Here is a 12473-nt window from a genome sequence, read left to right on the forward strand (position 1 = left end):
ACCCTCATGGCCGATCCCACCCCCGCCGACGTCGAGCGCTACATCGCGCAAGGCCTCGCCTGCGACCACCTGCAGGTCGAAGGCGATGGGCGGCATTTCTTCGCCACCGTCGTCTCCGCTGAGTTCGAGGGCAAAAGCCGCGTGTCGCGCCACCAGCGGGTCTACCAGGCCCTGGGCGATAGAATGCGCGAGCAAATCCACGCGCTGTCCATGAAGACGCTGACTCCGGCCGAATGGGCTTCCAACGCCTCGTCGGCCTCCACCCACCACCATTGAATCCCGCCGCAGTGTGCACTGCGGCTGGCGGGCCTGTGCCAGCGGGTTCGTGAGCCGGGTGGGCATGGCGGCCGAAAGCCCACATGGACAAACTCCTCATCAAAGGTGGTCGCCAACTGAGCGGCGAGGTCGTCATCTCGGGCGCGAAGAACGCTGCCCTGCCCGAGCTGTGCGCCGCCCTGCTGACCGCCGAGCCGGTGACGCTCACCAACGTGCCGCGCCTGCAGGACGTGAACACCACGCTCAAGCTGCTGCGCATGATGGGCGTGCAGGCCGAGCGCAGCGAGGCCGAGCCGGACACGGTGGCCATCAACGCCTCGAACGTGACCTCGCGCGAAGCGACCTACGACCTGGTGAAGACCATGCGCGCGTCGATCCTCGTGTTGGGGCCGCTGCTGGCGCGCTTCGGCGAGGCCAAAGTGTCGCTGCCCGGTGGCTGCGCCATCGGCTCGCGCCCGGTCGACCAGCACATCAAGGGCATGCAGGCGATGGGGGCCGAAATCACCGTCGAACACGGCTACATCCACGCCAAGACCAAGCGCCTGAAGGGTGCCCGCATCACGACCGACATGGTCACCGTCACCGGCACCGAGAACCTGATGATGGCCGCCGTGCTGGCCGAGGGTGAGACGGTGCTGGAGAACGCGGCGCAGGAGCCCGAGATCCCGGATCTCGCCGAGATGCTCATCAAGATGGGCGCCAAGATCGAAGGCCACGGCACCAGCAAGATCCGCATCCAGGGCGTGGAGCGTCTGGGTGGCGTGGCCCACCGCATCGTGCCCGACCGCATCGAGGCCGGCACCTTCCTCTGCGCCGTGGCCGCCGCCGGTGGCGACGTGACGCTGCGCCGCGCCCGCGCCGACCATCTCGACGCCGTGATCGATAAGCTGCGCGACGCCGGCGCAACGATCGAATCAGGCGCCGACTGGATCCGTGTCAGGAACGACAAGCGCCTGCGCGCCGTGGGTTTCCGCACCAGCGAGTACCCCGCCTTCCCGACCGACATGCAGGCCCAGTTCATGGCACTCGACTGCATCGCCGAGGGCACGGCCAGGATCACCGAAACGATCTTCGAGAACCGCTACATGCACGTGAACGAACTCGTGCGCCTGGGCGCGAAGATCGAGGTCGATGGGCACACGGCGGTGGTGCAGGGCGTGCCGCAGCTCTCGGGCGCGACCGTGATGGCGACCGACCTGCGGGCCTCGGCCAGCCTCGTGATCGCCGGCCTCGTCGCCGACGGCGAAACGGTCGTCGACCGCATCTACCACCTGGACCGCGGCTACGACCAGATGGAAACCAAGCTGCGCGGCATCGGCGCGGACATCCAGCGAATCAAATGATTACTCTTGCTCTGTCCAAGGGACGCATCTTCGAAGAGACCCTGCCGCTGCTGAAGGCCGCGGGCATCGAGGTGCTCGAAGACCCCGAGAAGTCGCGCAAGCTCATCATCGGCACGACCAAACCTGAGGTGCGCGTGGTGCTGGTGCGTGCGACCGACGTGCCCACCTATGTGCAATACGGCGGCGCCGACCTCGGCGTGGCCGGCAAGGACGTGCTGCTTGAGCACGGCGGCCAGGGTCTGTACCAGCCGCTCGACCTCAAGATCGCCAAGTGCCGCATGAGCGTGGCCACGCGCGACGACTTCGACTACGAAGCCGCGGTGAAGCAGGGCTCGCGCATCCGTGTCGCGACCAAGTACACGAGCTGCGCGCGCGACTTTTTCGCCGACAAGGGCGTGCATGTCGACGTGATCAAGCTCTACGGCTCGATGGAGCTCGCGCCGCTCACCGGCCTGGCCGATGCCATCGTCGACCTCGTGTCCACCGGCAGCACGCTCAAGGCCAACCACCTGGTTGAAGTGGAAGAGATCATGAAGATCTCGGCCCGTCTGGTGGTCAACCAGGCGGCGCTCAAGACCAAGCGCGAGCCCCTCCGCCAGATCCTCGACGCGATCGCGTCGGCCATTCCCGAGTAACGACCATGAGCGTCAACGTCCGCCAGCTCGCCACCGCATCCGCCGACTTCGAAGCCGAGTTCCAGCGCGTGCTGCACTGGTCGGACGAGACCGACCATGCGATCGAGGAGCGGGTGGCGGCGATCCTCGCCGATGTGCAAAAGCGTGGCGATGCGGCGGTGCTCGAGTACACGCAGCGTTTCGACGGGCTGGCCGCCGAGTCGATGGCAGCGCTCGAGATTCCGCGGGCCGAAGTCTCGAAGCTGCGCTCGAGGCCATCACGCCGAAACAGCGCGACGCCCTGCAGGCGGCGGCCGAACGGGTGCGCGACTACCACCAGCGCCAGCTCGACGCCTGCGGCCGCTCGTGGTCCTACCGCGATGCCGACGGCACGCTGCTCGGTCAGAAGGTCACGCCGCTCGACCGCGTGGGCATCTACGTGCCGGGCGGCAAGGCGGCCTACCCGTCCAGCCTCTTGATGAACGCGATTCCCGCCAAGGTGGCGGGCGTGGGCGAGATCATCATGGTCGTGCCCACGCCGGTGAAGGGCAGCATCGCGACCGGTGGCACCGGTGCGGCCGGTGGCAAGGGCGAGCGCAACACGCTGGTGCTGGCCGCAGCGGCCGTGGCTGGTGTGGATCGGGTGTTCACCATCGGTGGCGCGCAGGCCGTCGGTGCACTGGCCTATGGCACGGCCACCATCCCGGCCGTCGACAAGATCACTGGCCCCGGCAATGCCTACGTCGCGAGCGCCAAACGGCGTGTGTTCGGCAAGGTCGGCATCGACATGATCGCCGGCCCGAGCGAGATCCTGGTGCTGGCCGACGGCACGACGCCGCCCGACTGGGTGGCGATGGACCTCTTCAGCCAGGCCGAGCACGACGAGTTGGCGCAGAGCATCCTGCTGTGCCCCGACGCTGGCTACATCGCCCGGGTGAAGGCCGAGATCGAACGCCTGCTGCCCGGCATGCCGCGCCGCGCCGTGATCCGTGCCTCGCTCGAGGGCCGCGGCGCGCTGATCCAGACGCGTTCGATGGAAGAAGCCTGCGCCATCAGCAACCGCATCGCGCCCGAGCACCTGGAGATCAGCTCGCATGAGCCTGGCAAGTGGGAGCCGCTGCTCAAGCACGCCGGCGCGATCTTCATGGGCGCCTTCACCAGCGAAAGCCTGGGCGACTACTGCGCCGGTCCCAACCACGTGCTGCCCACCTCGGGCACGGCGCGCTTCTCGTCGCCGCTGGGGGTGTACGACTTCCAGAAGCGCAGCAGCCTCATCGAAGTGAGCGAAGCGGGCGCGCAGAAGCTGGGTGTGATCGCCGCTGAGCTCGCGTATGGCGAGGGCCTGCAGGCCCATGCGCAAGCCGCGGAAATGCGGCTCAAGCGCAGCTGACTACTTCCTGGGCAACGACTGCTGCATCGTGACCAACGCGCGCAAGGTCCCCTTCACCTCGGCCAGCTCACGCTGCTGCTCGAGCAGGATGCGCTGCATGCCTTCGAGCACCTTGTCCTGCTGGGCGACCTTTTCGCGCAGCGCGGCCACCCCAGACAGCCGGTCAACGATCTCTGCGACCAGGCTCATGACGGAGACCCTGCCTTGATCGCCTCGATCTCCGCGAAAAACGCCTTCGCGCGGCGCTGGCCTGCATCGAGCGTCGCGAGGGTGGCGTCGAGGTCGTCTTTGGCCTTGCGGGTGGCGACGTCGAGCAGCTCGAGCTCGGCCATCGACTCCACGCCGGCGCGGTACAGGTCGATTGATGAGCGCACTTCGGCCGACACGTTGGTGCCGCGCAGCTTGGCCTGCTTCTCGAGGAACTCGCGTTGCGCGGGTTGCAGATGCACGTGGGTCGGGATGGTGGCCACCAGAGGCTCCGTCAGACGAGACAGGCAATATCTTATGTAATGGGCGCTGAACACAAGGCCCCTCCTGACAATCCCATGTCATCCAAGCTCCAATCCGTCATCGAGCGATTCATCCGGCAGGATGTCCAGTCCATGCACGGCTACGCCATCCAGCCGAGCGCCGGCATGGTCAAGCTCGATGCGATGGAGAACCCGTTCCGCCTGCCGCCCGCCTTGCGTACGAAGCTGGGGGAGCGCCTGGCCGAGGTGGCGATCAACCGCTATCCGGGCTCGCGCATCGACGACTTGCGCCTGGCGTTGGCGCGGCACGTGGGCCTGCCCGACGGCTTCGGCCTCATCCTCGGCAACGGCTCCGACGAGCTCATCAGCCTGCTCGCGATGGCCTGCGACGTGCCGGGTGCCAGCATCCTCGCGCCGCTGCCCGGTTTCGTGATGTACGAGATGTCGGCCAAGCTGCAGGGGCTGCGTTTCGTGGGTGTGCCGCTGCGGGCCGACTTCGAGCTGGACGAGGCCGCGATGCTCGCCGCGATGACCGAGCACCAGCCGGCGCTGATCTACATCGCCTACCCCAACAACCCGACGGCCAATCTTTTCGACGACGCCATCGTCGAGCGCATCGTCGAAGCCGCACCCGGGCTGGTGGTGATCGACGAGGCCTACCAGCCCTTTGCCTCGCGCAGCTACATCGACCGCGTGACGAAGCACGAGCACGTGCTGGTGATGCGCACGCTCAGCAAGTTCGGCCTTGCCGGCATCCGCCTCGGCTACATGCTCGGGCCCAAGGCGTTGATCGAGCAGGTCGACAAGGTGCGCCCCCCTACAACGTGAGTGTGCTGAACGCCGAGGCCGCACTTTTCGCGCTGGAGCACGACGATGAGTTCGCCCGCCAGGCCGGCATCCTGCGCAGCGAGCGCTCACGGTTGATCGCCGCGTTGTCTGCCATGCCGGGCGTCGTGCCCTACCCGAGCGAAGCCAACATGATCCTCACCCGCGTGCCCGATGCCGCCGCGATCTTTGCCGCGATGAAGGCCCGCAAGGTGCTGGTGAAAAACGTCTCCAAGATGCACCCTCTGCTGGACAACTGCCTGCGCCTGACGGTCGGCACGCCGGAAGAGAATGACCAGATGATCGAAGCCATGAAAGCCAGCCTGTCATGACCATGCGCACCGCGGACGTCACCCGCAACACCAACGAGACGCAGATCCGCGTCGTGGTCAACCTCGATGGCACGGGGCAGGCCAAGCTCGCCACCGGCATCGGGTTCTTCGACCACATGCTCGACCAGATCGCCCGCCACGGGCTGATCGACCTCGACATCGACGCCAAGGGTGACCTGCACATCGACGGCCACCACACCGTCGAAGACGTGGGCATCACGCTCGGCCAGGCGGTGGCCAAGGCAGTGGGCGACAAGAAGGGCCTGCGCCGCTACGGCCACGCCTATGTGCCGCTCGACGAAGCGCTGTCGCGTGTGGTGATCGACTTCTCGGGCCGGCCCGGTCTGCACATGCGGGTCAACTTCAAGAGCGGCATGATTGGCGCGTTCGACACCCAGCTCGCCTACGAGTTCTTCCAGGGCTTCTCCAATCACGCCGGCGTGACGCTGCACATCGACAACCTGGAGGGCGACAACGCCCACCACCAGTGCGAAACCATCTTCAAGGCCTTTGCACGGGCTTTGCGGATGGCCTTGGAAATCGATCCACGCGCGGCCGGCGTTATCCCGTCCACCAAGGGTAGTCTCTGACCATGAAACGCACGGTGGTGGTCGTCGACCACGGCAGCGGCAACCTGCGATCGGTCTCGCAGGCGGTGATCCACGTGGCGCAGGATTCCGGTTTCGACGTGTTGGTGAGCGCACGCGCCGAGGATGTCCGTGCCGCGGAACGGGTGGTCCTGCCGGGGCAGGGCGCCATCCACGACTGCATGCGTGGCCTGAAGGATGCCGGCCTCACCGAAGCGGTGCTCGAAGCGGCCGCCAGCAAGCCGCTGATGGGCGTGTGCGTGGGCATGCAGATGCTGCTCGACCGCAGCGAAGAAGGGCCGTGCGACGGGCTGGGCCTGATTGCCGGCGAGGTGCTCCGTTTCCAGCTGAAGGGCCAGTTGCAGCCCGATGGCAGCCGCTACAAGGTGCCGCAGATGGGCTGGAACGAGGTGATCCAGGCGCAGCCGCACCCGATGTGGGCCGGCGTGCCCGACCGCGCCTACTTCTACTTCCTGCACAGCTACTACGCCCGCCCGTCGGACCCGCGCCACAGCGTCGGCGAAACCGAGTACGGCGCGCGCTTTACCAGCGCCGTGGCACGCGATAACATTTTCGCCACCCAGTTCCACCCTGAGAAAAGCGCCGAGCACGGCCTCGCGCTGTACCGCAACTTCCTTCACTGGAACCCTTGATCCGCTGCTGAAGCGTCATCTGCGTACACCCTCAGGCACCCCATCGCGTTGGCGACCCTCCTCCCCCCTCCTCCACCACCACTGCCTTCGGCCATGTTGCTGATTCCTGCGATTGACCTGAAAGACGGCCAATGTGTGCGCCTGAAACAGGGCGACATGGCTGCGTCCACCACCTTCGGCGAAGACCCGGCTGCGATGGCGCGGCGATGGGTCGATGCCGGCGCGCGGCGCCTGCACCTCGTCGACCTCAACGGTGCGTTTGCCGGCAAGCCGGTCAACGAGCCGGCGATCAAGGCGATCCTGGCCGAGGTGGGCGATGAGATCCCGGTGCAGCTGGGCGGCGGCATCCGCGACCTCGACACCATCGAGCGCTACCTCGACGACGGCCTGAGCTTCATCATCATCGGCACCGCCGCGGTGAAGAGCCCCGGCTTCCTGAAAGACGCCTGCAGCGCCTTCGGTGGCCACATCATCGTGGGCCTCGACGCGAAAGACGGCAAGGTCGCGACAGACGGCTGGAGCAAGCTCACCGGCCACGAAGTGATCGACCTCGCGAAGAAGTTCGAGGACTACGGCGTCGAAGGCGTGATCTACACCGACATCGGCCGCGACGGCATGCTCTCGGGCATCAACATCGACGCGACCGTGAAGCTGGCGCAGGCACTGTCGATTCCCGTCATCGCCTCGGGCGGCCTGTCCAACATCGCCGACATCGAGCAGCTCTGCGCGGTGGAAGGCGAGGGCGTCGAAGGTGTCATCTGCGGCCGCGCCATCTACACCGGCGCGCTCGACTTTGCCGCGGCTCAGAAGCGCGCCGACGAACTCAACGGAGCCGACTGAGCTCTCCCTTTCATGCTGGCCAAGCGCATCATCCCCTGCCTCGACGTCACCGGAGGCCGGGTCGTCAAGGGTGTCAACTTCGTCGAACTGCGCGATGCCGGTGACCCGGTCGAGATCGCGGCCCGCTACAACGATCAGGGCGCCGACGAACTCACCTTCCTCGACATCACCGCCACCAGCGACGACCGCGACCTGATCCTGCACATGATCGAGGCGGTGGCCTCCCAGGTCTTCATTCCGCTCACGGTGGGCGGTGGCGTGCGCACCGTCGACGACGTGCGGCGCCTGCTCAATGCCGGGGCCGACAAGGTCAGCTTCAATTCCGCCGCGGTGGCCAACCCGCAGGTGATCCGTGATGCGTCCGACAAGTACGGTGCGCAGTGCATCGTGGTGGCGATCGACGCCAAGGGCCGTGAAGATGGCTCGGGCTGGGACGTCTACACCCACGGCGGGCGAAAGAACACCGGCCTTGACGCCGTCGAGTGGGCCAGGAAGATGGTCGCCAACGGCGCTGGTGAGATCCTCTTGACCAGCATGGACCGCGACGGCACCAAGATCGGCTTCAACCTGCCGCTTACCCGGGCGGTGAGCGATGCGGTCGAGGTGCCGGTGATCGCCTCCGGCGGTGTCGGCAACCTCGAGCATCTGGTCGAAGGCATCCAGCAGGGCCACGCCGACGCGGTGCTCGCTGCGAGCATCTTTCACTACGGCCACCACACCGTCGGCGAGGCCAAGGCGCTCATGGCGCAGCGCGGGATTCCCGTTCGCCTGTGAAGCCGGCGCGGACACCTCACGAGGTGCGGATCATTGGCGGGCAGTGGAAGCGGACGAAGCTCCCCGTCGTCGATGCGCCAGGGTTGCGACCCACGCCCGACCGGGTTCGTGAAACGCTCTTCAACTGGTTGGGCCAAGACCTCGAAGGCTGGCGCTGTCTCGATGCCTATGCCGGCAGCGGTGCGCTTGGCTTCGAAGCTGCCTCGCGTGGTGCCGATGCGGTGGTGCTGGTCGAGCGCGATCAGCGTCTGGCCCATGGACTGCGCGCCGTGCAGCAGCGCCTGAAGGCCGACATGGTGCGCATCGAAGCGGCCGATGCACTCGCCTGGATGGCGCGTTGTGCGCCGGACAGCTTCGAACTGGTGTTCATTGACCCGCCGTTCGACGCCAACGTCTTCGAGCCGGCCCTGAAAGCGGCCGCCCGCCTGGTGGTGCCCGACGGCTTCATCTACCTCGAATCCGACCGCGCCTTCGATGAAGCCACCCTGGGCCCCGGCTGGCGCCTGCACCGCCACGGCAAGGCCGGTGCCGTGCATTACCACCTGATACAGCGCGGCACGCCCGGCTAAACTGCCCGCACCCCATCGCGCCACGTGCCACGGAAGGAAGCGCTTTGACCTCCGCCACCCGCCTCACCGCCGTCTACCCCGGGACCTTCGACCCCATGACCCTGGGCCACGAGGACCTGATGCACCGTGCCAGCACGCTCTTCGAACGCCTGATCCTGGCGGTAGCGGCCGGCCACCACAAGAAGACGATGTTCTCGCTCGAAGAGCGTCTGGAAATCGCCACCGAACTCGCTGTCAAGCACCCGAACGTCGAGGTCATCGCCTTCGACGGCCTCTTGAGCGACTTCGTCACGCACCACGGCGGCAAGGTTGTGGTGCGCGGCCTGCGCGCTGTCAGCGACTTCGAATACGAGTTCCAGATGGCCGGCATGAACCGCCACCTGATGCCCAAGGTCGAAACCGTGTTCCTGACGCCCAGCGATCAGTTCCAGTTCGTCTCGGGCACTTTCGTGCGCGAGATTGCCACCTTGAAGGGTGATGTCTCCAAGTTCGTGTCACCCTCGGTGCTCAAGCGGCTCAAGGCGCGTGTCAGCGCCAAGGCCTGAGCCGGCCGCCCTCGACTCCAAGCAGTACCCGTCATGGCCCTTCTCATCACCGACGATTGCATCAACTGCGACGTGTGCGAGCCCGAGTGCCCGAACCAGGCCATCTCGCTCGGCCCGGTGATTTACCAGATCGACCCCAAGCGCTGCACCGAGTGCGTGGGGCACTTTGACGAGCCGCAGTGCGTGCAGGTGTGCCCCGTCGCCTGCATCCCGGTGGACCCGAACCACATCGAGTCCAAGGAATCGCTGTGGGACAAGTACCGCCGCCTGCAGGCGGCCAGCACTTCCTAGGAGCGGGTCGCTGACACCGTCTTGCGGCGGTCAGCATGCTGCGGCGCCTTGAGCGACCGCTTCTTCGACTTCACGTTCTGCGTCGCCGGTTCGGCGGGGCTGACCCGGGCATAGCCAATGCGCCCGTCGATCTTGCCGGCGCCAGCGCGAGGCTGGGCTTCGCGCGCCAAGCGATCCTGCGCGAGCGAGTCGGCCAGTGCGCGGTCGCGCTCGGCCACATCGAGGGCCTCACGCCGTTGCTGCCCGCTGCGTGCGTCATCCACCTCGACCATGCGGCCTTGCGCACAGGGCGTTTGCGAATAGCTGCGGCCCTCAGGCCCGCAGCGGTAAACCGTTTGGGCGTCTACCGAGGCACAGGTGATCGCGAGGAGCAGCAGCAGACCGGATTTCATGGTTTGGGTGTGGCGGGCGGTGCGCCTTCGGGGCGCGGCGGCTTCGGCCTCGGCGGCTTGGCGTTGATCTTCATCGTGGCGCGCTCCATGTCACCGGCGAGCAGCAGGTCGAGCGCGGGGAGTGTCTTCTGGATGCAGTCGTGGATGGCGTCGCGCGAGGTGGGTGAGGGTTTGCGCAGCACGTAGTCGGCCACCTCGGCTTTCACCCCAGGGTGGCCGATGCCCAGGCGCAGGCGCCAGTAGTCGTTCGAGCCGAGTTGCGCGTGGATGTCGCGCAGCCCGTTGTGCCCGGCGTGGCCCCCACCGCGCTTGATCTTCATCTGGCCGGGCAGCAGGTCGAGTTCGTCGTGGGCGACGAGGATCTCGTCGGGCGCGATCTTGAAGAAGCGTGCAAGTGCTGCGACCGACTTGCCCGACAGGTTCATGTAGGTCTGTGGCTCCAGCAGCCACAGCGGCCCCTGGTCGCCTGGCCGGTTCACCCGCGCCACGAGGCCGTGGTAGCTGCGCTCGGGCGCAAGCGTTGCCTTGAGTTCGCGCGCCACCGCGTCGATCCACCAGAACCCGGCGTTGTGGTTCGTGGCTTCGTATTCCGTGCCCGGGTTGCCCAGGCCAACAAGCAGTCGAATCATGATGGGGCCGATTATCCAGAGCAGGCGGGGGGATGCGATCCCGCTTGCGGTGGAGCGCCGTCGTCCAAAGGAGGGACGACGGAAAAACGATGGGCGAAAAAAAGCCCCGCTCAGCGGGGCTTTGAGGCCTTGCGGGAAGGCATCACTTCTTGTTCTGCTTCTCGCTCTTCTTGGCCTTCGGAGCGGGGGCTGCGGCCACGGTCGGTGCGGCCGGTGCAGCTTCTTCTTCCTCGGCGACGACCGAGGTGGACACGATGACGGGGTTCGGCTTGCCTTGCGTCATGACGGTGATGCCGGCCGGGAGCTTGAGGTCGCTCACGTGCAGCGACTGGCCCTTGGTCAGCTCGCCCAGATCGATGGTGATGTGTTCAGGCAGGGCCGAGGCCAGGCACTGCACGCGCAGTTCGGTCACGACGTGGTTGACCAGGCACTTGTCGGTCTTGACGGCCGGCGAGTTTTCCTCGTTCACGAAGTGCAGCGGGATCTTCTTGGTGATCTTGGTGGTGCTGTCGACACGCTGGAAGTCCACGTGCAGCACGATCTGGCGGAAGGGGTGCAGCTGGTAGTCGCGCAGCAGGACTTGCTGCGTCTTGCCGGCCAGTTCCATCTCGAGGATGGTCGAGTGGAAGGTTTCCTTCTTCAGCGCGTGGAAGAGGGCGTTGTGATCGAGTTCGATCATCGTGGGCGTGCCCGCCCCGTAAACGATGCCGGGCACCTTGTCGGCGTTGCGCAGGCGGCGGCTCGCTCCGGTCCCCTGCTTGGTGCGCTCGAAAGCGACGAATTTCATAGTGACTCCAATGATGGATGAGTGCCCGCGACCAGGCTCCTCGGGGTTAGACGGGCCGAAGGCACGCCACGAAAGAAGGGCTCCGCAAGGAACCCGCTACTTCATTCAAAAGTTGTTGTTCTGCTCGGCGAACAGCGAGGTCACCGATTCGCCGTCCGAAATGCGGCGGATCGTCTCGGCGAACAGGAAGGCGACCGACAGCTGGCGAACCTTGTCGCACTTCTTGCCGTCGTTGCTGAGCGGAATGGTGTTGGTGATCACGACCTCGTCGAGCTGCGAGGACTTGATGCGCTCGATCGCCGGGCCGGAGAACACGGCGTGCGTGCAGTACGCGTAGACGTTCTTTGCACCGCGCTCCTTGAGCACGTCGGCGGCCTTCACGAGCGTGCCCGCGGTGTCAATCATGTCGTCCATGATCACGCAGTTGCGGCCGTCGATTTCGCCGATCACGTGCATCACCTCGGACACGTTGGCCTTCGGGCGGCGCTTGTCGATGATGGCCAACTCGCAGCCGAGCTGCTTGGCCAGTGCACGGGCGCGCACCACGCCGCCCACGTCGGGCGACACGACCACGAGGTCGCGGTAGCGCTTGTTCTGCACGTCCGACAGCAGCACCGGCGAGGCGTAGATGTTGTCGACGGGAATGTTGAAGAAACCCTGGATCTGGTCGGCGTGCAGGTCCATGGTCAGCAAGCGCTCGACGCCCACGGCTTCGAGCATGTTGGCCACGACCTTGGCGCTGATGGGCACGCGGGTGGAGCGCGGGCGGCGGTCCTGGCGGGCGTAGCCGAAGTAGGGGATCACCGCCGTCACGCGCCGTGCCGAGGCGCGCTTGAGCGCGTCGACCATGATGCACAGCTCCATCAGGTTTTCATTCGTCGGCGCGCAGGTGGGCTGGACGATGAAGATGTCGCGTGCGCGGACGTTCTGCTGGATCTCGACGTCGACCTCGCCGTCGGAGAAACGGCCGACGCGGGCCTTGCCGAGTTCGATGCCGAGATTGCCGGCGATTTCCTGCGCGAGGGCAGGATTCGCATTCCCGGTGAACAGCACGGTGTTGAAAAGCACGTTCCCTCCGTCGAGGCTCATTGGGTCGTCGCCATGGTCAGCGGCGCCCTTGCACATCAGCCCCGGCGTGCCGCCAGGATCATGCCCG

At 66.3% G+C, this 12473-nt stretch carries 16 protein-coding genes and 2 pseudogenes; 12 read left to right on the forward strand and 6 right to left on the reverse strand.

Annotated elements, in window-relative coordinates; genetic code table 11:
- Positions 1 to 6: 6 nt before the first annotated feature.
- From LRS03_RS22285 to hisD, 4 genes and pseudogenes are all read left to right on the forward strand, one after another.
- Positions 7 to 276 (forward strand): BolA family protein, encoded by a 270-nt coding sequence (locus LRS03_RS22285; RefSeq protein ID WP_257828344.1) that lies wholly within the window; start codon positions 7 to 9, stop codon positions 274 to 276.
- Between the two features lie 83 nt (positions 277 to 359).
- Positions 360 to 1619 carry a UDP-N-acetylglucosamine 1-carboxyvinyltransferase gene (murA, locus tag LRS03_RS22290; RefSeq protein WP_257828345.1) on the forward strand — a complete coding sequence of 420 codons (1260 nt, stop codon included), beginning with the start codon at positions 360 to 362 and terminating at the stop codon, positions 1617 to 1619.
- Positions 1616 to 2254 carry an ATP phosphoribosyltransferase gene (gene hisG / locus LRS03_RS22295; protein ID WP_257828346.1) on the forward strand — a complete coding sequence of 213 codons (639 nt, stop codon included), beginning with the start codon at positions 1616 to 1618 and terminating at the stop codon, positions 2252 to 2254. Before murA ends, hisG begins: the two co-directional genes overlap by 4 nt.
- Before the next feature lie 5 nt (positions 2255 to 2259).
- Positions 2260 to 3623: pseudogene (gene hisD, locus LRS03_RS22300) on the forward strand (histidinol dehydrogenase).
- On the opposite strand, the gene LRS03_RS22305 reads toward hisD, so the two are convergent.
- Positions 3624 to 3812 (reverse strand): hypothetical protein, encoded by a 189-nt coding sequence (locus LRS03_RS22305; RefSeq protein WP_257828347.1) that lies wholly within the window; start codon positions 3810 to 3812, stop codon positions 3624 to 3626.
- The gene (locus LRS03_RS22310) at positions 3809 to 4093 is read right to left on the reverse strand and encodes a hypothetical protein (RefSeq protein ID WP_257828348.1); all 285 of its coding nucleotides are present in this window, start codon (positions 4091 to 4093) and stop codon (positions 3809 to 3811) included. The genes LRS03_RS22305 and LRS03_RS22310 overlap by 4 nt, the downstream gene beginning before the upstream one ends.
- Positions 4094 to 4168: 75 nt before the next feature.
- Between LRS03_RS22310 and hisC the strand changes: the two are divergent.
- The 8 genes and pseudogenes from hisC to LRS03_RS22350 all read left to right on the forward strand — a co-directional run bounded on the left by hisC (position 4169) and on the right by LRS03_RS22350 (position 9509).
- Positions 4169 to 5250 (forward strand): annotated as a pseudogene (gene hisC / locus LRS03_RS22315) (histidinol-phosphate transaminase).
- Positions 5247 to 5840 carry an imidazoleglycerol-phosphate dehydratase HisB gene (gene hisB / locus LRS03_RS22320; protein ID WP_257828349.1) on the forward strand — a complete coding sequence of 198 codons (594 nt, stop codon included), beginning with the start codon at positions 5247 to 5249 and terminating at the stop codon, positions 5838 to 5840. The pseudogene hisC and the gene hisB overlap by 4 nt, the downstream one beginning before the upstream one ends.
- A gap of 2 nt (positions 5841 to 5842) precedes the next feature.
- The gene (hisH, locus tag LRS03_RS22325; RefSeq protein WP_257828350.1) at positions 5843 to 6490 is read left to right on the forward strand and encodes an imidazole glycerol phosphate synthase subunit HisH; all 648 of its coding nucleotides are present in this window, start codon (positions 5843 to 5845) and stop codon (positions 6488 to 6490) included.
- Between the two features lie 93 nt (positions 6491 to 6583).
- Positions 6584 to 7330 carry a 1-(5-phosphoribosyl)-5-[(5-phosphoribosylamino)methylideneamino]imidazole-4-carboxamide isomerase gene (gene hisA, locus LRS03_RS22330; RefSeq protein ID WP_257828351.1) on the forward strand — a complete coding sequence of 249 codons (747 nt, stop codon included), beginning with the start codon at positions 6584 to 6586 and terminating at the stop codon, positions 7328 to 7330.
- A gap of 12 nt (positions 7331 to 7342) precedes the next feature.
- On the forward strand, positions 7343 to 8104 hold the full coding sequence (hisF, locus tag LRS03_RS22335) for an imidazole glycerol phosphate synthase subunit HisF (protein WP_257828352.1): 762 nt from the start codon (positions 7343 to 7345) through the stop codon (positions 8102 to 8104).
- Complete coding sequence (rsmD, locus tag LRS03_RS22340; RefSeq protein WP_257828353.1) at positions 8101 to 8673, forward strand: 16S rRNA (guanine(966)-N(2))-methyltransferase RsmD; 573 nt, start codon at positions 8101 to 8103, stop codon at positions 8671 to 8673. The genes hisF and rsmD overlap by 4 nt, the downstream gene beginning before the upstream one ends.
- A 44-nt stretch (positions 8674 to 8717) precedes the next feature.
- Entirely contained in the window at positions 8718 to 9218 is a 501-nt protein-coding gene (coaD, locus tag LRS03_RS22345; RefSeq protein WP_201806104.1) for a pantetheine-phosphate adenylyltransferase, read from the forward strand.
- A gap of 33 nt (positions 9219 to 9251) precedes the next feature.
- On the forward strand, positions 9252 to 9509 hold the full coding sequence (locus tag LRS03_RS22350; protein ID WP_201806102.1) for a YfhL family 4Fe-4S dicluster ferredoxin: 258 nt from the start codon (positions 9252 to 9254) through the stop codon (positions 9507 to 9509).
- Here LRS03_RS22350 and LRS03_RS22355 read toward each other — a convergent pair.
- From LRS03_RS22355 to LRS03_RS22370, 4 genes are all read right to left on the reverse strand, one after another.
- Positions 9506 to 9901 (reverse strand): hypothetical protein, encoded by a 396-nt coding sequence (locus LRS03_RS22355; protein WP_257828354.1) that lies wholly within the window; start codon positions 9899 to 9901, stop codon positions 9506 to 9508. The genes LRS03_RS22350 and LRS03_RS22355 overlap by 4 nt on opposite strands.
- Entirely contained in the window at positions 9898 to 10530 is a 633-nt protein-coding gene (gene pth / locus LRS03_RS22360; protein WP_257828355.1) for an aminoacyl-tRNA hydrolase, read from the reverse strand. Before pth ends, LRS03_RS22355 begins: the two co-directional genes overlap by 4 nt.
- Before the next feature lie 142 nt (positions 10531 to 10672).
- Positions 10673 to 11317 carry a 50S ribosomal protein L25/general stress protein Ctc gene (locus tag LRS03_RS22365; protein ID WP_257828356.1) on the reverse strand — a complete coding sequence of 215 codons (645 nt, stop codon included), beginning with the start codon at positions 11315 to 11317 and terminating at the stop codon, positions 10673 to 10675.
- 105 nt (positions 11318 to 11422) lie between these two features.
- Positions 11423 to 12406, reverse strand: coding sequence for a ribose-phosphate pyrophosphokinase (locus LRS03_RS22370; RefSeq protein ID WP_257828357.1), 984 nt, complete (start codon positions 12404 to 12406; stop codon positions 11423 to 11425).
- Between the last annotated feature and the right edge of the window lie 67 nt (positions 12407 to 12473).

The sequence above is a fragment of the Rhizobacter sp. J219 genome (genome assembly GCF_024700055.1).
GTDB lineage: Bacteria > Pseudomonadota > Gammaproteobacteria > Burkholderiales > Burkholderiaceae_C > Rhizobacter.

What these genes read in the sequence shown, in the direction of transcription:
- LRS03_RS22285 (WP_257828344.1), top strand. Translation starts at nt 7, where the DNA reads ATGGCCGATCCCACCCCCGCCGACGTCGAGCGCTACATCGCGCAAGGC.
- murA (WP_257828345.1), top strand. Translation starts at nt 360, where the DNA reads ATGGACAAACTCCTCATCAAAGGTGGTCGCCAACTGAGCGGCGAGGTC.
- hisG (WP_257828346.1), top strand. Translation starts at nt 1,616, where the DNA reads ATGATTACTCTTGCTCTGTCCAAGGGACGCATCTTCGAAGAGACCCTG.
- LRS03_RS22305 (WP_257828347.1), bottom strand. Translation starts at nt 3,812, where the DNA reads ATGAGCCTGGTCGCAGAGATCGTTGACCGGCTGTCTGGGGTGGCCGCG.
- hisB (WP_257828349.1), top strand. Translation starts at nt 5,247, where the DNA reads ATGACCATGCGCACCGCGGACGTCACCCGCAACACCAACGAGACGCAG.
- hisH (WP_257828350.1), top strand. Translation starts at nt 5,843, where the DNA reads ATGAAACGCACGGTGGTGGTCGTCGACCACGGCAGCGGCAACCTGCGA.
- hisA (WP_257828351.1), top strand. Translation starts at nt 6,584, where the DNA reads ATGTTGCTGATTCCTGCGATTGACCTGAAAGACGGCCAATGTGTGCGC.
- hisF (WP_257828352.1), top strand. Translation starts at nt 7,343, where the DNA reads ATGCTGGCCAAGCGCATCATCCCCTGCCTCGACGTCACCGGAGGCCGG.
- LRS03_RS22350 (WP_201806102.1), top strand. Translation starts at nt 9,252, where the DNA reads ATGGCCCTTCTCATCACCGACGATTGCATCAACTGCGACGTGTGCGAG.
- LRS03_RS22355 (WP_257828354.1), bottom strand. Translation starts at nt 9,901, where the DNA reads ATGAAATCCGGTCTGCTGCTGCTCCTCGCGATCACCTGTGCCTCGGTA.
- pth (WP_257828355.1), bottom strand. Translation starts at nt 10,530, where the DNA reads ATGATTCGACTGCTTGTTGGCCTGGGCAACCCGGGCACGGAATACGAA.
- LRS03_RS22365 (WP_257828356.1), bottom strand. Translation starts at nt 11,317, where the DNA reads ATGAAATTCGTCGCTTTCGAGCGCACCAAGCAGGGGACCGGAGCGAGC.
- LRS03_RS22370 (WP_257828357.1), bottom strand. Translation starts at nt 12,406, where the DNA reads ATGAGCCTCGACGGAGGGAACGTGCTTTTCAACACCGTGCTGTTCACC.